Below are 19,543 nucleotides of genomic sequence, written 5' to 3'. Positions count from 1 at the left end.
TCCCGGAACGGGGCGTGTTCCCCGGGCCGATCACTGTACAGACCTGCGCCTTTGGCCTTGAGGCCCACTGCATACGGTGAAGGCGGCCGGTAATGCGGCACGGCATCACGGACGCCGCCTCGCCGACGCGTCTCCATCCCGCGTGTGTTCCCGCAGGAGCGCCGCGATCGCGGCGTGCCCCGTTTCGCCCTGCCAGGTGGCCGCGCCGGTTCCGCCCGGCGAGTTGACCGTGACCTCGATCAGTTCCGTGCCCTCGGGCCGTGGGCTGCGCCGGACCTCGCACCTGGCGTCGGGGGCGGCGCTCGCCCGCTCCCGCAGCTCGTGTGCGAGGTCCTTGCCGCACTCTTCGCGGGCCATGCTCTCTGCCGTACGCCCCTGTGCATCGGTGAGGCGGGGGTCGGCGCCGTGGCGCAGCAGGGCCCGCACCACCGCGATCGATCCGCGCTGGGCCGCTGCCATCAACGGGGTGTGCCCGTCCTGGCCCAGGTCAGGGTCGGCGTGTGCGTCGAGCAGGAGTCGGGCGGTGCGGTGGTGGCCTCCGGTGGCCGCCCACATCAGGGGCGAGTAGGAGGTCCCGTCGTCCTCCCGCCGGTCGGGGTCGGCGCCATGAGCGAGCAGTTCGCGCACCACCTCGCAGTGGTCCCAGGACGCCGCCGCACACAGCGGCAGACCCGCGCTGCCCGGCTCTCCCCTGCTCTCGACATCGGGTGCGGCTCCCGCCTGGAGGAGCAGTCGCACGATGTCCGTGTGCCCGCTCACCGCGGCCAGGTACAACGGGGTCTCCCCGTCGGGGTCCGGCGCGGACGGGGCAGCGCCCTGCCGCAGGAGTGCGTCCACGCGGCGCACGTCGTCCTCGTACAGGGCGGCGATGAGCCGTCGGGTCAACGCCTCGGTCATGCACGTTCCTTCTTGGTGCTCATGGCGGTCGAGGCTAATTGCGGAGGGCGAGCGTGTCGACGCAATTCAGCTGCCAGGGCGACGGGCCGGGGGAGCGGGCCGACTGGCGGCTCAAGTGGCCCGATCGCGGAGGGGGTTACCCGCTGTTCGTAAAGAGGCGGTCCAGATGGTGGCGGAGGACCGCTGTCGCGGCCTCCGGGGCACGCGGGCCCAGCAGGACGCTGCTGCCCAGGCCCGCCGACGGGCGAGTGAAGCGGACGGCCTCGATCAGCTCGCGGGGTCCGGGAGCGTCCCCGGTGGCCCGGACCCGGTCGGCGATACGGGCCGCCGCGCCCGGTGGTCAACTGCTGCAGTCCATGGAGCAGCAGCTTCTCCTTGGTCTCGAAGTCGTACTGCACCAGCCGCAGGGACACTCCTGCCTCGGTGGGCGCCTGTGCCAAGCCGTAGGCGGACGGGGCCGGCTCGGCGACTCCGGAGCCCGCCGCGGTACGACGTGCGGGTACTCCGCCGCGATGCGGCCTCAGTGGCCGCGGGCTCGGCCCTCTGGGCCGTCTCCTCCCGCCAGTTGCTCCACCGCCGCCAGTACCCGCCCCGCACCGTCCTCCGTGGCGAGCAATGCCGCCACCTGCCGGGCGCGACGGCGGTACCGGGGATCGTGCACGGCCTTCCGCAGCGCGGAACCGAGGTTCTCCGCCGTCAGCCGCTGGAAGGGCAGCCTTCCGGGGCTGACGCCGAGTGAGGTGAGCCGCGACGCCCAGAAGGGCTGGTCCAGCATCATCGGCACGGGGACTGCCGGCACGCCCGCGCGCAGGCCGGCGGCCGTGGTTCCGGCGCCCGCGTGGTGGACCACGGCTGCCATCTGCGGAAACAGCCGGGCGTGCGGGGCCTCACCGACCGTCAGGACATCGTCCTCCTCGACCGACAGGCCGGCCCAGCTCGACTGGACGACGCCGCGTACTCCGGCGATTCGCAGGGCGCGCACCAGGAGACGCCCGAGGCGCTCCGGGTCGCTCGGCGACATGCTGCCGAAGCCCACGAACACCGGCGGCGGACCGGACCCGAGGAAATCCGCCAGCCGGGTATCCGGGGTCCAGTCAGGGGCCTCCGACGGCCACCAGTAGCCCGCCACCTCCATCCCCGGACGCCAGTCGGCAGGCCGGGGCACCACCGCGGGGCTGAAGCCGTGGTGGACGGGCCAGGTCCTGCGCCGCCGAGCCAGCGCGTCCGGCGTCACGCCCAGCCTGCGCTGCAGATGGCGCACCCCAGGAGCGAACGCCCGGGACAGCAACGACTGGGCGCACTGCCCCAGGGCGCGGTTGGCGAACGGTCCCCACGACGGCATGTCGAAGATGACCGGCGGGAACTCCCGGGTGGGCTCCAGCGGCTGCAGGAACACGCCGACGCCGGGCAGTCGCAGACCCTCCGCCGCCACCAGCCCCAGGGGAGCCAGGCTGCTGGAGAACAAGAGGACCTCGGCCCCCGCCGCACAGACCTCGGCCACCGCGTCGGCCATCTCCGGGGCCAACTCCCGTGCCAGCTGTATTTGTTCGACCTTGGAGAGGCCGGCGCCCTTCCCCGCGCCGTGGCCGTGCGCGCCGTCCTTTCCGGACGTGGCGTACCGGTCGAGCGGAAGGGGGTGGAAGCCCAGGCCGCTGCGGCGCACCAGCTCGGCGGAGCGCTCATGGGTGGCCACCACCACCCGGTGCCCGGCGCGATGCAGCCGGGCCCCCAGGCCGGTGTAAGGAGCCACGTCCCCGTGCGAACCTGCGGTAGCGATGAGGATGTGCATGGTCGGCAGTGTCCCGTTTCGTCGGCCGCGCTGATTCCGACCGTCTTCGGCTTCACTCGGGTGGTGTACCGATGAATTCCTTGTTCAGCCGAACGTGCCGGAATGGCAGTGCAGTTGTGTGGTGGACGAGGGCCGGGTGACGTTCCCCGCGGGGCGCTTGCGGCGGGGTCCCGGCCCTGTGGTCAGTCGCGGCGCGCGACCACCCGGTAGGCGTTGGACAGCCGGGTGCGCCGGGTGAGGGGCGCCAGCGCTATGTCGATCCCTACGAGGACGACGAGCGCGGGGGCGACGGCCAGCAGGCCCAGCCGGCGGACCCAGCGGCGGAGCGGTCCGGGCCGCTCGGGCAGCCAGGGCAGATCTTCGCTCGGCAGGACGGATTTGAGCATGTTCACCGCGGCGGACGTCAGATCGGTGGGGACATGCGGCTCTTGCCGGTCGGTGGCCACGACGGTGAACCCCTGCTCGGCCAGCGCGCCGCACAGGTTGTCCAGAGGGACGAAGTGCAGATGCTGGGGCTGGAGCCATGGGCCCCACCATTGGCCCAGCAGCCGGGCGGAGGCCGATTCCGGGTCGGGCACTTCCACCAGGAGGTGACCGCCGGGGCGCAGCGCGGTGTGGGCGGCGGCCAGTTCCTGCCGTGGTGCCAGAGTGTGTTCCAGATAGTGATGCATGCTCACGACGTCGTACTGGCAGGCCAATTGACCTGCCATCCCGACGAAGGAGCCCCGGTAGGCCCGCGCGATGCGGCCCTCGCGCGCGGCGATCTCGACGCCCTCGCCCCAGTCGAGCCCGTGGAACTGGGTGTCCGGATGGACCCTTCGGGCCTCGGCGCAGAAGTGGCCGTGACCGGTGCCCACGTCCAGCCAGCGTAAGGGGCGGCCGAACGGGAGCAGTGCCCGGGCGCGGGCCCGGTAGAGCCTCACCGCGAGGGGCGAGCCGGCCAGCCGCGCCATCGTCGCCTCGCCCAGGCCGTCGTAACAGTCCCGGTAGTAGAAATCGAGTCCGTCCGCGCTCAGCCGGGGGTTCTGGAACACATGCCCGCAACTTCGGCACTGGTCGAGTACGAACGTCCCGGGTTTGCGCTGGGGATGGTCCGTGGTGCGCAGGTGCCCGCGCAGCCGCGAGGAGCTGCACCAGGGGCAGGTGGTGCGCCGTGGTTCGAAGAACCGCTCCAGCCCGCGGGCCAGCTCGTCCTGGTAACGGGGCCGGTGGGCGGCGATCTGCGCGCTTCGCGTACTCATCATGGGGGGCTTCTTTCAGATGTGGTCCTGAGGGGGGAGCGCCGACACCGGTGCGGAGGGCGGGCGGGGTACGCCGGACCGGCTCCGGGGGCCGGGCACGCGGCGCACGTACCACCGGAACGCCCGGGTGCGTTCACGAAGGTGTGGCGGTACGAGGGCGGGCCCGGCGGGACACGGAGAAGCGCCGGACGCACGGCCGCTCCACCCCCGCGTACAGCAGCCAGGAGGACAGCAGTACGACGGGAAGGGCGGCCAGCACCACGGAGAGGTTGCTCCATCCCAGACCCGTCAGGGACAGGTACATCAAACCCAGTACCAGGAAGTGGACGAGGTACATGGCGTAGGAGATCTCACCGAGGTACACCAGGGCGGGTGCGCGCAGCAGCGAGGCCCTGCCGCGCAGGTCCAGCTCCGCGGTCGCGTACACCAGCATGGCGAGCGGGACCACGGTCGAGGCCGCGTACAGGAAGCTGTGCGGCAGGAACGTACTGTTCACCACGATCGTGCTGATGACACCCAGGGCGGCCGGGAGAACGGGAATACGCGGAATCCGCATTCCCGACGAGGAGATACGGGCCAGCAGCATGCCGAGGACGAATTCCGGCAGTCGCGCGATCGGCAACATGTACAAGGACCAGTATCCGGGGAACGACGGGCCGCCGGGGTTGAGGACGAATTCGTAGAGCACCGGGCACGTCCAGACAATGACCACAGCCGTGCCCGCGCCGATCAACAGCCCACGGCGTGACAGCCGTTCGACACGCGGCAGGAGGAGGGGGAAGAGGAGATAGAAGAACATCTCGGCGGCCAGCGACCAGGAAACCGGATTGCCCGCGGAGACGAAACGCTGACTGGGCACCCAGGTGTTCACCAGGAAGAGGCTGGAGAGGTTCGCCGGCCATTCGGAAGCGTGCGTGGCGGCGGCCGCTCCGGCACAGGCGAGCGCGGCCATGACCACACACCAGGTCAGGACGTGATTCGGCAGGATCTTGGCGGCACGCCGCCGCCAGAAGGCCCGCGCGGTGTCGGTCGGGCGGGCGGAATGCGTCAGCACATAGCCGCTCAGAATGAAGAAGAGCGAAACCGAACTCGCCCCCACCCACACTTCGGGCCCGAGGGTCCGGGCGAGATGAGGGTTGATCATCAGCGCGCTGTGGGTGAAGACGACCCCGCCCGCGGCGGCGAAACGCAGACCGGTCAGCGAGGGCAGCCGCCGGGGACGGCCCGGCCGTGTGCCGTCCTTCGCCGACGGCTCCTCCGTACCGATGCGGCCGACGACGCGGCCGGCCGTGGCGGTGGGCCGGGACGACGGGCTGGGGAGATCGTGCACGAGAGGCCTCCTGCGAGGGAACGCCCAGGCCCATGACGACCAGCACATGCGTATGGGGGCGCGGGTGGGGTCGCCGGGGGATCGGGGGAATGACTGATCCGGCCCGTGCGGAGGAATGGGCGGCCCATCGCGCGGATACCTCGATTGACCCACCGCCCCACGTCCCGTGCATAGGGAGGGCGACCCGATTTCACTCGTACGGCCCAGCGCCTCGCGGGCCTCGTCCGCATCAATTGACCCGTCATGTGGTACGGACTTGGGCCTATCACCATTCTTGGCGCGCGATTTGCGGAATGGCTTTTGGGCGGTCCCATTCCGTGAGCAGGTTGTCGGGGACGCTGTCGATGAAGGGGGGGTGGGGGAATCCGGGCAGCTGCCGGTGGCGCCACCGGCCGTACAGGTGATTCCTGCGGACCTGTGGCCGGGCGGGTGTAGCGCGAAGCGGGCGCAGGAAAGAATGATTTCATTCCGCCGTGCCACACGCACCGGCCGCTCGCGACGCCGATACCCCTTGAAGTCAAGGCATATGACGAGGCAATGAATGTCGATGCACAGCGCGCTCCATGAGAGCCGTACTTCGGCGGAGAGCGATCCGGTGTGCCGCCGCGAATGCGCGGGAATTCCCGCACGAAACGGGGCGGCACGGAATCGACTTCGTCAAGGGGGAGGGGAAACGCCTGCCTCCCGCGGGCCCGGATATCCACTGCAGGCCCAACTCCACACCAGAGGTCTTGAGTTGAAGCACACATGTGTACCTACGTCCCGCACCGTCCTCGGCAGTGTGGGGACGGTGACTCTGATCGCCGCCGCACTCGCTCTGCAGAGCGCCCAGGCCGCCCCGGCCAAGGCGGCCCCCGAGCCCCCGACGGCCACCGCCGCCGCGCAGCGCGCCAGGAACATCAGCACCGCCCTCGGGGCCGAGGCGGCGGGTTTCTACTACGACGCCCCGCACAACAAGCTCATCGTCAATGTGACCACCGAGGCCGCCGCGGCCAAGGTCCGTGGCGCCGGCGCCGAGGCCAAGATCGTCAAGCACTCCCTCACCTCGCTCAACGCCGCCCGGGCGACCCTCAAGCAACAGGCCGCGATCCCCGGAACGTCCTGGGCGACGGACCCCAAGACCAACCAGGTGGCCGTCGTCGCCGACCGTACGGTCACCGGCGACCGCCTGGAGCAGCTCAAGAAGGTCGTCTCCTCGCTCGGTGACCGGGCCGTCCTCAGACAGTCGACGGGCACCCTCCGGCCACTGGTCGCCGGCGGCAACGCCATCTGGGGGAGCGGCGCGCGCTGTTCGCTCGGCTTCAACGTCATCAGGGACGGACGGCCGTACTTCCTGACCGCCGGGCACTGCGCCAACGCCGTGCAGAGCTGGGCCGCCACGCAAGGGGGACCGGAGTTCGCCGTGACGGAGGCCGGCTCCTTCCCCGGTGACGACTTCGGGATCGCGAGGTACACCGACGCCGATGTCGCGCACCCCAGCCAGGTGGACCTCTACAACGGCAGCATGCAGTCCATCGGCAAGGTGGGCGATGCGATCGTGGGCGAGCGGGTGCAGCGCAGCGGCAGCAGCACGCACCTCCGCAGTGGCGAGGTCACCGCCGTCGAGGTGACGGCCAACTACCAGGAGGGGGCGGTCGACGACCTCGTCCAGGCCTCCCTCTGCGCGGAATCCGGGGACAGCGGCGGCGGGCTCTTCGACGGCGACACCGCGCTGGGCCTGACCTCGGGCGGCCGGGGCACCTGCGCCACGGGTGGCGAGTCGTTCTACCAGCCCGTACGCGAGGCCCTGGAGAAGACCGGATCGCACATCGGCTGATCCGCCCCGGCCCGCGACGACGATGCCGGATGGTCACCACGGTCAGGCGGTGACCATACGGGGGGAGCGGCGGCGCCGGTAGCAGTGCACGGTCACGATGCCGAGCAGCGGGCCCCAGGCGGCCAACGGCACATAGGCGATGGCGAAGACGGCGGTCTGCCACCCGTGCGTGATCACACCTGAGCCGGGCGTCCCGTCGAGCATCCGGCCCAGGCACGACATGATCAGCGCGTACGGGAAGAGCAGCGTGAGCACCGCCGCACCGAGGCCGGCAGGGACGACGGCGGCGAGGACCGGGACCCGACGTCCGCCCAGTCCGGGGACCCAGCGCGGCACCACCTCGCCCCACTCGCTGACCAGCCCGAGGGTGAGGTACGCCAGCGCCTCGCTGACCACGCTCAGGACCAGCACGTACCACCAGCCGGTGAACAGCACCGTCCCATGACCAGGGACCGGCTTCGTCGTGTGCGCGAGCAGCGGCGCGTGGAGGTTCATGGCCGCGATCCGCCAGATGCAGGAGGGCAGCGTGGTCAGCGTGGTGGCGTACGCGGTCCACACGGCCCAACGGGGCACGGCCGCCGCCGTCCGGCCGTGCGGCTTCGGCAGGATGCGGCGGCGAGCAGCCACGCGTGGTCCGTCTCGTCCGGCGTCCGCGGGGCCGCCCGGGGCGGCGCTCTCAGCGGACAGTGCTGAGGTGTCGTCAGGTGCGTCGTTCTTCCGTCGGGTCACCCTCCGAGGGTCCGGCGGCCCCCTGGCCCGCTGCATCGGCCTGGCGGCGCATCGCCATCAGCCGGGCGGGGGAGGCCCGTTCGACGCGAGGAGGACAGCAACGGCCGCGGCGGGCAGCCGCGCGGCCTCCTGCCGGGTACGACACGGGCCGTGGCCCCCGTGCCCGAGGAGTCCGCGCGAGCCGGCCGCTACGGGCGCCGCGAGGGCAGTGGCCGGAGCGTGGGCCACCGGGTCAGCATGCGGTGGCGCAGGTCCGCGGAGAGACGGTGCAGACCGCTGAGGTCCTCACGGCCGGTCGTCCGTTGTGCGACGACGCCGAGCCGGTGGACCAGCCGTTGCCGGGCTGTCGCGGTGCCCCATTCCCAGTCCCGGTCCGGGATGCGGGCCAGGTGATCGACGGTGTCCCGGTGGGCCCGCTGCACCAGTGCGTCGCCGCGCAGCAGCCAGCCGGCGCAGGCATCGGTCAGATCGCCGTCGGGTTCGGTGCCGGTCGCGGCGGCCCACGCGGTCCGGTAGGCCGTCTCGGCGCGGTCCATGAGCGGTGCGTCCGGCGCGGTGGAGCACCAGCACGTCGGAAATCCGATGCGCAGATACGCGAGTTCCATGGTTCCGCTGCCGAGTGCGGCCTGCTCGAAGTCGATGAACCTCACTCCCTGAGCGGTGTGCAGATCGTTGCCGGGGCACGGATCTCCGTGGAGCAGGGCGTGCCCCGGTGCCCGGTCGATCCGGTCCGCGAGCGCCTCGAGTTCGGCGGGCGCCCAGGACGGCACGGACACCTCGAGCGCCTCGGCGAGGTGGAGGAAGGAGCCGATGTCGTCCGGGGTGGGGCCGGACCAGGCCGGCAGGAGCCCGGCGTCCTCGGGCGTACCGGTGGCGTGCAGCCGGGCGAGGGCGGCGGCGTAGTCGACGATCCAGTCACGGGACGGCCGGCGGTGTGCGAGATGCTCCAGGACCAGCACGCGCTCCGCGTCGTCGGTGCCCAACAGGCCCGGCACGATGGCCGGTTCGGCCCGGGAGGCGAGCCGCAGGGCGGCCACCTCGTTCGCGTACCGCCGTGCGGCATCGGGCGCCTCGACGAGCTGCTTGACGACCACCGGTACCCCGTCCAGCTCGACGCGCCAGACGCGCGAACGTGGGCTGCTCTCCAGGACGCGGTGGCTCCCGGGCGTCCCCAGCTCTTTCCGTAACCGGTCTCCGAACGGCAGTGGCGACATCATGACGCCCATCCTTCCATCCGGCCGAACGAGCCCGGCGCCTATGGCGAGTTCGGTGCTCGACTGTCCTCGTCTCCGACCGGATCGGGGTTGCGCGGAACTCACGGAGCGGGACGGGATGAGGGGTGAGATGAGAGGCACGGTGCGCGGGCCGGCGTCGGTGCCGCCGGGTGGCCTGCCCGGCGGAGGTGGACCGCAGAGATCCTCCCGGGTGATGGTCACCCGGGAGGTTCGGTCCCCGGACCGTCCGTAACCGCCTCCTCATCGGCACCACCGTCCCGATGAGGGACTCGGTCGGTCGCGGGGAGGATCGGCTACCAATCCACCTCGTCGGCGGAGGGGACTGTTGCCCACGCGCCCTGTGGAGGCCCCCCGAGCGGGCGCTTTCCTAGGCGCCCGCTGCCGCCGTCAGGTCGTCCCCACCGCCGAAGGCACTGCACAGCGTGTGGCTCGTGTCAGCCGATGGTGGCGCCGGTGCTGGTGGCACCGGTGGTCCCGCCGGCCCCGCCGCCGATGGTGGCGCCGGTCGTGGTGGCACCGGTCGTGCCGCCGGCCCCGCCGCCGATGGTGGCGCCGGTGGTGGTGGCACCGGTCGTGCCGCCGGCCCCGCCGCCGATGGTGGCGCCGGTCGTGGTGGCACCGGTGGTCCCGCCGGCCCCGCCGCCGATGGTGGCGCCGGTGCTGGTGGCACCGGTCGTGCCGCCGACGAGTCCGCCGATCGTGGCACCGGTTGTGGTGGCGCCCGTGGTCCCGCCGACGAGGCCGCCGATGGTGGCGCCGGTCGAGGTGGCACCGGTCGTGCCGCCGACCCGCACGCATCCCTTCGGGAAGAGGACGAGCCTGCCCTGCACGACGCGGACCCGGCAGGCCACGCCGCCACCGCCGCCGATCGTGGCGCCTGTGGTGGTGGCGCCCGTGGTCCCGCCGACGACGCCGCCGCCGATGGTGGCGCCGGTCGTGGTGGCACCGGTCGTGCCGCCGACGAGGCCGCCGATGGTCGCGCCGGTGGTGGTGGCTCCTGTGGTTCCGCCTGCGCCTGCGCCGATGGTGGCGCCGGTCGTCGTGGCTCCTGTGGTTCCGCCTGCGCCTGCGCCGATGGTCGCGCCGGTGGTGGTGGCTCCTGTGGTTCCGCCTGCGCCTGCGCCGATGGTGGCGCCGGTCGTCGTGGCTCCTGTGGTTCCGCCTGCGGCCGCGCCGATGGTCGCGCCGGTGGTGGTGGCACCCGTGGTCTGCTCGTTGCTGCTCGGCGCCGAAGCGCTTGCTGTCTGAGGCGATTCACTGCTCATCGCGGTGATCGCGCCCACCGTTCCGGTGAGTGTCACGGCCAGGAAAGACGCACCGATCACATGGGGAATGCGCTTCCGGATGTTTGTCGCCATGATGCCTCCTCTTGAGGGGATGGGCCGTCGACAGCCAGCGTGGAGGGTCGGCCATGACGGCGGTGTTGAACTGGCGTGGCCCTCGCGTGACGCGCTCAGTACCGGGTGCGGCGAGGCGCTGCCCTACGCGGGAAGCAGGCATTTTCCGGAGGCGAACAGCCCTCGGAGACCCGTCCCGGGGAGGGGGCACCTCACGGGTCCGGCCGGCGCTCGACCAGGTCGCGCGGGGGTGGTGATCGCCGAAAGTGCCGAGGCGATCACAGATCGTGCCGGGGGTGCCGTGTCGAGGTCGGTGGGGGGCTCAGGTCGCGGATGGTCGACCGGGCGACCGGCCAATCGGGCGATCTGGGCCTCGACAGTCGGCGATCGGCGTCGAGGCGCATCAGGCCGAGGGGCGGAGGGTGCGCCGCCCCGGCGCTGCCGCGGTCGCTGCTGCGGTTATGGGACTCCTCATAAGGAACGGTTTCAGCCGGGGCGCCATGCGTCAGGAACCGTTTGAGTCGGCGGGGGGCCGTCGCCACAGCACTGTCCGCAGGGAGGTCCGGGGGCCGGGGGAGTGCGGCGTCCTGGGACGGGCCCTGGGGCGGGCCCTGGGGCGGGTCCTGGGGCGGCTGGCGGGCGCGTCCTCGCGAAGGTGGCAGACCCGGGGCGACGGACAGGCAGGACCCAGCGGAGTCGGTGACCCCGGACCGGCAGGCATGTACGACCGGCGAAGGCGAGTCGCCGGGGGAACCGGACGGGACCGGTCCCCGCGCTACCGCCCGCGTTGCGCACCGCCCCCGACGCACGCTCTGCCATATGGGTGACGGGCCGTCAAGAGCGTTGCAGGTGTGCTCACTCGGGTGGATTACTGAGGGCATCCAATCCGGTGGGTCGCCCATCCTCTCGGGGGAGTGGCAACTGGCCTACCTCGAAGGCCACTTGAGCGGCGGCGGTGTGTCCTGGTACCGCCGCGGGTGCACTCCCGCGCAGGGGATGTCAAGGCATCGTGCAGTGCCGTTCCTCGGCATCGGCTGGTGTGCCGGCTCATGTCACTCTTTCCTGGGGACGTCATGCGAACTGTCCGTACATTGCGCTCCATCCTCGGTGTCTGCGCCCTGACCGTGGCGCTGACCGCCGGGCTGGTCGCGGTCCCGAACGAAGCCCGTGCCCAGACCCCCGTGCTGTGCAGCGAGACCTCGCTGGTGAACGCGATCACGGCGGCCAACGCGGCCGGCGGGGACACCCTGGCGCTGGTTCCGTTCTGCACCTACCAGCTCACCAGCGCGCACGGCAGCGGGCCCACCGGTCCCGTGGGGCTACCGCCCATCACCACCTCGATCACCCTGCTGGGGATGGGAGCCACCATCACCCGCGACCCGAGCGCGCCCGCATTCCGGGTCCTCCAGGTCCAGGGAGCCGCCAACGTGCCCGGTACCAAAGGGCAGTTGAGCCTGGTGGGGGTCACCGTCCGTGGCGGCAGTGCGGTGCCCCCTTTCCCGGGGGGCGGCATCTCGAACCTGGGTGGCACGGTCTCGCTGCTCACCAGTGCCGTCACCGGCAACACCGCCGTTGCCGGGGGCGGGATCTACACCGACAACGGCGCCGTGTCGCTGGTCGGCAGCTCCGTCACCGGTAACACCGCCGTCGCCAGTGGTGGCGGCATCTACGTCAACTCCGGGGGCGCGACCCTGCTGGCCACGAACGTGAGCGGCAACACCCCGGACAACTGTGCTCCGTCAGGCAGCGTCATCGGCTGCACCTGACGGCCGGGCCGACGCGTCGGCCCTCGCTCACCAGGCTGCCCACCTCGACACCGGCGGCGAACCCGGCCGTCCGGTCTCGGCTGATCACTCCCACTCACACTCCACCGAAGGAGCAACGCCATGCCCATCTCTCCCAGTCAGGGTTCCACCGGAGGTGGGACCGTCGTCACCATCACCGGTACCAACCTCGCCGGCGCCACCGCCGTGCGCTTCGGCACCAAGACCGCCACCATCACCGCCAACACCCCCACATCGGTCACCGTCATCAGCCCGTCGGGCACCGGTACGGTTCCCGTGACCGTGACCACTCCCGGCGGCACCAGCAACCCGCTGTCGTTCTTCTACGTAGGCCCGCCGTTCAAGTCCGCTATCTCCCCCGTATCGGGTGTCACCGCGGGCGGCGACACCGTCACCATCAACGGCAGCGGTCTGACCACCGCCACCGCGGTGCACTTCGGCGCCACCACGGCGACCCCGACCGTGGTCAACGACGGCCAGCTGACCGTCGCCGTGCCGGCGGGCACGGGGCCCGGACCGGTGAGCGTCAGTGTCACCACTGCCGGCGGCACCAACAACGGCCTGACCTACACCTACGTCGACGCTCCGACCATCGGCACGGTGAATCCCAACTCCGGCCCGGCCACCGGCGGCACGGTGGTGACCATCACCGGCACCAACCTGAGCAGCACCCAGTCGGTCCTCTTCGGCGCCACGCCGGCACCGTTCTCCGTCCTCAGCGACACCACCTTGTCGGTCGTCACCCCGCCCACGCCGGACGGTGCTCCCGGGCCCGCCGCCATCACCGTGACCACCACCGGTGGCAGCGCCGCCGGTGGTGACTTCACCTACCTGGCCGGCCCCGGCATCTGACCGGCACCCGGAGTCGCTGACGCCCTGGTCCTTGCGACCGGGCACAAGAACAGCCCGTCCGGACAGGGGTGCGCCCTCCCCTGCCCGGGCCCCTACCCCACCTCCCCTGACGAGCCTCGGTCCGGCGCCTCTCCCCGGCGGCCGGCCGGGGCTCATGCCCTCGAAGGACCATGGCCGTGAATCACTCAGCACAATCGCCGGACGCTTCCGACGCGCAGTCGTCGGCCGCAGCCGTGCCCGCAGTCCTTTCCGTCTCTCCCCCCTCGGGTTCTTCCGCCGGTGGCACCCCCGTGATCGTCACCGGCACCGGCTTCACCAACGCCACCGCCGTACGCTTCGGCGCCACACCGTCCCCCTCGTTCACCGTCAACTCCGACACCCAGATCACCGCCACCGCCCCGCTCGGGACCGGCACGGTACAGGTCACCGTCACCACCCCCAGCGGCACCAGCAACCAGTTCGTCACCTACTCCTATGTCGCCACGCCCGCACCGGTGTTGACGTCGGTGAGTCCGGTGTCGGGTCCGTCGGGCGGTGGGACGTCGGTGACGTTGTCGGGTTCGGGTTTTTCGGGTGCGTCGGTGGTGCGGTTCGGTGCGGTGTCGGCGTCGTTCGTGGTGGTTTCCGGTACGCAGATCATTGCGACGGCGCCTCCGGGCTCGGGGACGGTGCAGGTCACGGTGACGGGGCCCGGTGGTACGAGCAACGGTGTGCCGTTCACGTACACGACGGCCTCGGTACCGGTCTTGACGTCGGTGAGTCCGGTGTCGGGTCCGTCGGGCGGTGGGACGTCGGTGACGTTGTCGGGTTCGGGTTTTTCGGGTGCGTCGGTGGTGCGGTTCGGTGCGGTGTCGGCGTCGTTCGTGGTGGTTTCCGGTACGCAGATCATTGCGACGGCGCCTCCGGGCTCGGGGACGGTGCAGGTCACGGTGACGGGGCCCGGTGGTACGAGCAACGGTGTGCCGTTCACGTACACGACGGCCTCGGTACCGGTCCTGACGTCCGTGACCCCCGCTTCGGGCCCGGCGGCCGGGGGCACCACGGTGACCCTCACCGGCACGGGCCTGGCCACCGCCGGGGCGGTACGGTTCGGCAGCACGCCGGCCACGTCCTTCACCGTCGTCTCCGACACCCACATCACCGCGGTCGCCCCTGCCGGGACCGGCACGGTGCGGGTCACGGTCACGACACCCGGCGGCACCAGCAACGGCGTCTCCTACACCTACTCCGTGACACCGGCCCTGAGCGGCGTCAGCCCCAACCAAGGGCCCACCTCCGGCGGGAACACCGTCACCCTCACCGGCACCAACCTCACGGGAACGACCGCGGTGACCTTCGGCGCCACCCCCGCGACCTCCTTCACGGTCCTGTCCGCGACCCAGATCTCCGCCGTGGTCCCCGCTGCCACCCCGGGCCCGGTCGACATCACCGTCACCACCCCGGGCGGCACCAGCACCCTGCAGAGCTCCTACTTCTACGTCAGCACCCCGGTCCTCACCGGTGTCGCCCCGCCCTCGGGCCCGCTCTCGGGCGGCAACACCGTCACCCTCACCGGCGTCCACCTCGTCGAGGCCACCGCGGTGCGCTTCGGTGCCACCGCGGCCACCACGTTCACGGTGGTCTCGGACACCCAGATCACCGCCGTGGTCCCCCCGGGAGCCGACGGGCTGGTCGGCATCACGGTCACCACCGCCGGGGGAACGAGCAACGCGGTCACCTACACCTACCTGGCGGCCCCCGTCGTCACGACGGTCGTCCCGAACCAAGGGCCCACCGCCGGTGGCATCACCCTGACCCTCACCGGCACCCGCCTCGCCCAGACCACCAAGGTGCTCGTGGGCGGCAGCCCCGCCGGGTTCACCGTCGTCTCCGACACCCACCTCGTCGCCGACGCCCTCCCCGGCCCCGCCGGCCCGGTCGACGTCACCGTCACCACCCCGGGCGGCACCAGCGCCCCGCAGGCCTACACCCGAGTGGGCACACCCGGGATCTGAAGCGGGGGCCGGCTGGACGGGGTTTCCGGCGGCGGTCCGCTCCACCTCCCCGCGTCCGCGAAAGGGGGATGCGGTGCCTCCACCTCACGTCGTAAGGTGTGCTCCCGGATAGCATCACTTACTTCGGGAGGGCTCGATGGTTCCGGAACTCGTGCGGATCTGGGTGTCCGGCTGGGCCGTGTCACGGCATAGGCCCCGCCCGGTCGAGCACCCCTGGGGGCTCTATATCGAGGTGGGCAAGCCCGATCAGGTGGGGCGCCATGTGCTGCCGCACGCCGATGAGACCTCGGTACGGCAGGCCGCCGCCGCGGTGACCGTCCCGCATACATGGCTCAAGGTGCCCATGGACCCGGACGAGGCCGGGCACTGGCTCCCGCGGGGCTGGGTGGTGGACAAGGCAGAAGCGGGACATCTGATGGCCGTGGATCTGCAGGTCACCGACCCGGTGGTGCCCCAGGGCTATACCGCGTCCGTGGAGACCAGCGACGGTGTCGTCCACGTCCGGGTGCATGACGCCGCGGGCGCACCCGCCGCCAAGGGGCAGATGGCCCTCCTCGGACGGGCCACGGTCATCGACTGCGTCACGACCGAGGAGGCACACCGCCGCCGCGGCCTGGGCGACTTCGTGATGCGCACCCTCGTCGACCACGCCGTGGCCGAGGGCGCGGAACTCGGCGTTCTGGGCGCGACCGACGAGGGGCGCGCGCTGTACGAGACGCTGGGCTGGAAGGCACACGCACCACTGGCGGCGTGCATCTACCGGCCATAGGACAGGCCTTCCAGACGGGACAGCGGGGCGGGCTGCCCCGCGGTCCGCAGAGCTGCCGACTGACGCGCCCCATCAGGTAATCCGTCGACGGCCGCCTGGTCCGGGACGGCCCCATCCGGTCCGGGACGGCCCCGAGACGCTGCTGCCGGTCAGCAGAGGGTGCGTTCGCCGAAACGGGCCAGGCAGTGCCATACCTTCTTGACGTCCTGAAGGCCGTACCGGCCCGTGCGAGCGGCATCCCCGATGACCTTGGGATCGAGCCGGCCATCAACGGCGATCTCGGCACCCAGGTCAACGCACTCCTGTCCGCGGTAGCTTGAGTGGCGTCGCAGTTCAGCAACGCTGAGCCGAAAACCTGGATGCCATTCGACGGGGCACGGGAGTCGGCGGGCTGTGTACTCGACCTCCGTGCCGCGGTAGCTGGGATCCAACACCAGCGCCTCTACGTCACGGTCGAACCTGACCGGTCCGTGAATCTGTGCCTCGATGTGACCGTCCACAGCATCCCACGTGTCCGCCTCGGCGAGTTCGATGAGCGAGCAGCGGTCGGCTGTGCCGAAGTCGGAAGGCCCGGTGGAACTGTCGGGGTAGCAGAACGTGGTGCGTCCGAGGGTCTCGGGTCCGAGTCTGAAGTACGAGGACCCGAACCGCGGTGCACCACCGATCGGATCACGGCGGTGGTTCAACGCACCATACACAGGGCGCTGGTCGGCTGAGGCGTCGTCGTACGCGCCGCCGAAGATACGGCTCTCCCAGCGCCATCGGTCTCCGCCATGATGCGCGGTCAGGCCACCGTTGCTCGTGCCTGTCACGAACTGCGACCGGTAGACACCATCTTCCGCCATCTGAGCCAGGACCGGACGGTCCCCCGCGGACCGATCGGGATGGAAGTGCATCGTCACCCGTAGGTCACGAGCGAGCGGCTCTCCTCCGCAGGAAGCCGCGACACGCTGCAGAGCCTTCTCCTGAAGCGATCCGGCGATGTCGGCACCCATGCGTGGAGTGTGCACGGACGGCGCTGCTCCCCGCACGTCACTTTGTGAGGAGCCCGCTTCCTTGCCCACGCATCACGCCGCAAGCGAGGTGCGGTTCAGCGGCAGAGGGCCGTGTCCACGACCCTCTCCAGGTGCCTTATTGCTGCCTTGCCGGTCGGCTGGATCGTCACCGCGACGTTGGCGGCGCGGCCGTTGTCGGTGACGCCGCCGCGGGTCTCGTATCCCGGGAAGCTGCCGCCGTGCCCCCAGGAGACACCGCCGCACGACAGTGGCGTGCTCACGAGCCCGAGTCCGTAGCGGGCGCCGGAGCCAAAGGGCCGGCCGGCGGGGACGGTGGTGCGCATCTGGGCGAGCTGGGGCGCCGGGAGGAGGTGGCCGGTCAGGAGCGCGGTGAAGAACCGGTTGAGGTCGGAGTTGGTGGAGATCATCTGGCCGGCCGCCCAGCCCCAGGAGGGGTCCGTCTCCGTGACGTCGCGCAGCGGTGCGCCTGCTGACTCCTGGTCGTAGCCCTTGGGGTGGGGTTCTCGGATGGTGAGGTCACCGGGGCCGGGGAAAGAGGTGTGGCGCAGACCGATGCGTTTGATGATGCGCTGGTCGATCTCCTGGGCGAGGGGGCGGCCGGTGACCTTCTGGATGATGAGGCCGGCCAGTACGTAGTTCGTGTTGCTGTACTCCCATTTCGTCCCGGGGGCGAAGTCGGCCTTGTGCCGAAGAGCGATGTCGAGGAGGTCGCGGGGGTCGTAATACCGGGGCCGCAGGCCGTAGTTGGTGTAGTTGGGAAGTCCGCTGGTCTGCTGCAGGAGCTGCCGGACGGTGAGGTCGCGTCCGTCGATGCCCTCCCCGCGTACGAGACCCGGCACGTAGGTGTCGACCGGGGCGTCGAGTCGGATCTTTCCTTCTCCGACCAGCTGCAGTACGACCACCGCGGTGAACGTCTTGGTGTTGCTGCCGATCCGCACCTGACCGTCCCTGGGTACCTTCGAGCCGGTGACCAGGTCGCCGACGCCTGCGGTGTAGGTCCGGGTGCGGCCTTCACGGTCCTTGACGCTCGCCAGCGCGGCGGGCAGGCCGTCGGTGTGGACCAGCGCGTTGAGGCCCTGCTGGACGGTGTCCGGCCTGGCGGTGGCCACCGCGACGGGCGGCGCGAGGAGGCTCAGCGTCATGACGCCAACTGCCACCGCCACCGCGGCCTGCACGGCTCTCCGCCGGCCATTCCGCTGCCGCCCGGACGAACGAGACCTCTGCCATGCCTGCTCACGCACGAGTCAACTCCTACGGAATCGTTGGAAATCCGGCGGTGTGTGCCGGGCACCAGCATTTCCGGAGGCGGTCGCCCGGGGCGATCCGGCCACCCACCCGCTTCGGGTAGGGCCAACCCCCGGTGCACTCGGCCGAGAGGGCACGGGGCGGGGACACCCGATGGGGCCTCGCCCTCTGCCGCGGGAGCGTGCAGCGTTGCCCAGTCCCGGCCCCGGGCTCAGTCCCGGCCCCGCAGCCCTCCCCGCCCTCAGAACCCCGCCGCGTACCGCCAGAAGTCCCGCATCACCGCTGGCGGGGTCGGCCCGGAGAGTTCCAGTTGGGTGAGGAGGATGGCGACCTTGCCGGTGGACGGGGTGAGGTGCGCGGCTGTTCCGGTGCCGCCGATCCAGCCGTAGCGGCCCGGTACGTTCCAGGGCTCGATGGCTTCGATGTCCACCGAGCCGCCGAAACCCCAGCCCTGGCCCTCCAGGAACAGCTTTCCGGCGTCGCGCTGGGCCCGGGTCAGGTGGTCGGTGGTCATCTGCCGCACCGACGCGGGCGACAGCAGCGGGCGGCCGTCGACGGTCCCGTCGGCGAGCAGCATCCGCGCGAAGGCGTGCCAGTCGTCGGCGGTCGAGACCAGTCCGCCGGCGCCGGACGGGAACGCCGGCCGACTGCTCCACTGTCCGTCCGGTGCGTCGACCAGCTCGCGCTCGCCCGTCGGCCCGAGTCGGTAGTAGCTGGTGAACCGGTCGAGCTTGCCGGCCGGTACCTCGAATCCGGTGTCGGTCATGCCCAGCGGCTCGAACAGCCGCTCAGCCAGGAACTCGGGCAACGGACGTCCGGAGGCCCGCGCGATCAGCACCCCCTGGATGTCGGAGGAGGTGTTGTACAGCCAGCCGTCGCCCGGCTGGTGCAGCAGCGGGATGCGGGACAGCGTCGCCATCCATGCGTCCGGCGCCGCGACGAGCTGCGGTTGCGGCGGGCCCTGCTTCAGATCGCTGAACAGCAGGCCTACCGCCGGCAGCGAGAAGTCGGACGGGAAGCCGTAGCCGGCGCGGGCGGTGAGCAGGTCGAACACGGTGATGGGTCCGGCGGCCGGCACCACGTCGTCGACCGGACCGTCCGGCGTGCGGACGACAGTCGGTGACGCCAATTCCGGCAGCCACTTCGCGACCGGGTCGTCCAGCGCGATCCGGCCGTCCTCGACCAGCATCATGACCGCCGCGGCGACGACGGGCTTGGTGAGCGAGGCGATCCGGAAGATCGAATCCCTGGCCATCGGGGTACCGCCGTCGGCCTCGGCCGAGCCGACGGCCTGCACCTCGACCCGGTCGCCGCGGGCCACCAGGGTCACCGCGCCCGGCACCGGGCCGTCGCCGAGGTACGTCTCCAGGATGTCGTGCAGGTCGGTCATCGTTCCACCTTCCGGAGGGTGCGGTCCGAAGTAAGACTCTCGCCATGGCGCGGAATCATCGGCCCGAAGACGCGGAATCATCGGGCCGGGTGCGTCGAATCCGACCCGATCGGCCCTCG

The 19,543-nt window shown here is 71.3% G+C and carries 15 protein-coding genes and 1 pseudogene; 6 read left to right on the top strand and 10 right to left on the bottom strand.

What is annotated here, in order from left to right:
- Nucleotides 1-105: 105 nt before the first annotated feature.
- From Scani_RS09730 to Scani_RS09715, 4 genes are all read right to left on the bottom strand, one after another.
- On the bottom strand, nt 106-897 hold the full coding sequence (locus tag Scani_RS09730; RefSeq protein ID WP_159472400.1) for an ankyrin repeat domain-containing protein: 792 nt from the start codon (nt 895-897) through the stop codon (nt 106-108).
- 520 nt (nt 898-1,417) lie between these two features.
- Entirely contained in the window at nt 1,418-2,686 is a 1,269-nt protein-coding gene (locus tag Scani_RS09725) for a glycosyltransferase (protein WP_159472397.1), read from the bottom strand.
- A 182-nt stretch (nt 2,687-2,868) separates the two neighbouring features.
- Nucleotides 2,869-3,930 carry a class I SAM-dependent methyltransferase gene (locus tag Scani_RS09720; protein WP_159472394.1) on the bottom strand — a complete coding sequence of 354 codons (1,062 nt, stop codon included), beginning with the start codon at nt 3,928-3,930 and terminating at the stop codon, nt 2,869-2,871.
- 130 nt (nt 3,931-4,060) lie between these two features.
- The gene (locus Scani_RS09715; protein WP_246295669.1) at nt 4,061-5,257 is read right to left on the bottom strand and encodes an acyltransferase family protein; all 1,197 of its coding nucleotides are present in this window, start codon (nt 5,255-5,257) and stop codon (nt 4,061-4,063) included.
- Between the two features lie 736 nt (nt 5,258-5,993).
- On the opposite strand from Scani_RS09715, the gene Scani_RS09710 reads away from it, so the two are divergent.
- Nucleotides 5,994-7,073, top strand: coding sequence for a S1 family peptidase (locus Scani_RS09710; protein ID WP_246295667.1), 1,080 nt, complete (start codon nt 5,994-5,996; stop codon nt 7,071-7,073).
- 42 nt (nt 7,074-7,115) lie between these two features.
- On the opposite strand, the gene Scani_RS09705 is transcribed toward Scani_RS09710, so the two are convergent.
- The 3 genes from Scani_RS09705 to Scani_RS09695 form a co-directional block, all read right to left on the bottom strand.
- Nucleotides 7,116-7,700 (bottom strand): hypothetical protein, encoded by a 585-nt coding sequence (locus Scani_RS09705; RefSeq protein ID WP_159472391.1) that lies wholly within the window; start codon nt 7,698-7,700, stop codon nt 7,116-7,118.
- Between the two features lie 290 nt (nt 7,701-7,990).
- Nucleotides 7,991-9,019 (bottom strand): aminoglycoside phosphotransferase family protein, encoded by a 1,029-nt coding sequence (locus tag Scani_RS09700; protein WP_159472388.1) that lies wholly within the window; start codon nt 9,017-9,019, stop codon nt 7,991-7,993.
- Between the two features lie 452 nt (nt 9,020-9,471).
- Nucleotides 9,472-10,395 (bottom strand): hypothetical protein, encoded by a 924-nt coding sequence (locus Scani_RS09695; RefSeq protein ID WP_159472385.1) that lies wholly within the window; start codon nt 10,393-10,395, stop codon nt 9,472-9,474.
- Between the two features lie 1,052 nt (nt 10,396-11,447).
- On the opposite strand from Scani_RS09695, the gene Scani_RS09690 reads away from it, so the two are divergent.
- From Scani_RS09690 to Scani_RS09675, 5 genes and pseudogenes are all read left to right on the top strand, one after another.
- Complete coding sequence (locus tag Scani_RS09690; protein WP_246295666.1) at nt 11,448-12,140, top strand: hypothetical protein; 693 nt, start codon at nt 11,448-11,450, stop codon at nt 12,138-12,140.
- Between the two features lie 120 nt (nt 12,141-12,260).
- On the top strand, nt 12,261-13,010 hold the full coding sequence (locus tag Scani_RS09685) for an IPT/TIG domain-containing protein (RefSeq protein ID WP_159472382.1): 750 nt from the start codon (nt 12,261-12,263) through the stop codon (nt 13,008-13,010).
- Nucleotides 13,011-13,180: 170 nt separating this feature from the next.
- Nucleotides 13,181-13,924: pseudogene (locus tag Scani_RS40750) on the top strand (IPT/TIG domain-containing protein); the annotation flags it as partial.
- Nucleotides 13,925-13,927: 3 nt separating this feature from the next.
- Nucleotides 13,928-15,004 (top strand): IPT/TIG domain-containing protein, encoded by a 1,077-nt coding sequence (locus tag Scani_RS40745; RefSeq protein ID WP_308686576.1) that lies wholly within the window; start codon nt 13,928-13,930, stop codon nt 15,002-15,004.
- 136 nt (nt 15,005-15,140) lie between these two features.
- Complete coding sequence (locus Scani_RS09675; RefSeq protein WP_159472377.1) at nt 15,141-15,773, top strand: GNAT family N-acetyltransferase; 633 nt, start codon at nt 15,141-15,143, stop codon at nt 15,771-15,773.
- A gap of 149 nt (nt 15,774-15,922) precedes the next feature.
- On the opposite strand, the gene Scani_RS09670 is transcribed toward Scani_RS09675, so the two are convergent.
- The 3 genes from Scani_RS09670 to Scani_RS09660 all read right to left on the bottom strand — a co-directional run bounded on the left by Scani_RS09670 (nt 15,923) and on the right by Scani_RS09660 (nt 19,424).
- Nucleotides 15,923-16,768, bottom strand: a complete 846-nt coding sequence (locus Scani_RS09670; RefSeq protein ID WP_246295665.1) for a DUF3626 domain-containing protein — start codon at nt 16,766-16,768, stop codon at nt 15,923-15,925.
- 95 nt (nt 16,769-16,863) lie between these two features.
- Nucleotides 16,864-17,931 carry a serine hydrolase domain-containing protein gene (locus tag Scani_RS09665; RefSeq protein WP_159472374.1) on the bottom strand — a complete coding sequence of 356 codons (1,068 nt, stop codon included), beginning with the start codon at nt 17,929-17,931 and terminating at the stop codon, nt 16,864-16,866.
- 344 nt (nt 17,932-18,275) lie between these two features.
- Nucleotides 18,276-19,424: a serine hydrolase domain-containing protein gene (locus Scani_RS09660; RefSeq protein ID WP_159472371.1), complete on the bottom strand. Its 1,149-nt coding sequence runs from the start codon at nt 19,422-19,424 to the stop codon at nt 18,276-18,278.
- Between the last annotated feature and the right edge of the window lie 119 nt (nt 19,425-19,543).

It is taken from the genome of Streptomyces caniferus (assembly GCF_009811555.1).
In the GTDB taxonomy this organism is placed as follows: Bacteria; Actinomycetota; Actinomycetes; order Streptomycetales; family Streptomycetaceae; genus Streptomyces; species Streptomyces caniferus.
The sequence above is the reverse complement of the archived record's forward strand: the minus strand, read 5'-3'. Positions and strand labels throughout refer to the sequence as shown.